The sequence below is a fragment of the Neisseria oralis genome, from assembly GCF_045062685.1.
GTDB lineage: Bacteria > Pseudomonadota > Gammaproteobacteria > Burkholderiales > Neisseriaceae > Neisseria > Neisseria oralis.
On record NZ_JBJGEB010000055.1, the window covers coordinates 1 to 275 of the forward strand.

Annotated in this window: 1 pseudogene; it reads right to left on the reverse strand. The window is 51.6% G+C overall.

Annotation, left to right across the window (positions count from 1 at the left end):
* Positions 1-275, reverse strand: a pseudogene (locus tag ACI43T_RS12060) (J domain-containing protein); the annotation flags it as partial.

Below are 275 nucleotides of genomic sequence, written 5' to 3' on the forward strand. Positions count from 1 at the left end.
GGTTCAAGCTGTGCAAGAGCGGGAATTTGCCATTGGCGTTGTCAGATAAAACTTCTGCCGCATTGATGCAGTCATAAACCCACTCCAGCTCGTCCGTGCTCATACGGTGGAGAACTTCGCGGCTCTCGTGCCAGCGGAAATACGATGCCCATTGCGCCCATACGATGATATTCGAAATATACCGATCGCGCAGAAAATCCAAAAAATCCCAAGCAATATATTCCGATTCGCCCAAAGGCAGCCGGTCCAATAAAGCGCGGATGTCGGGCCAGGAG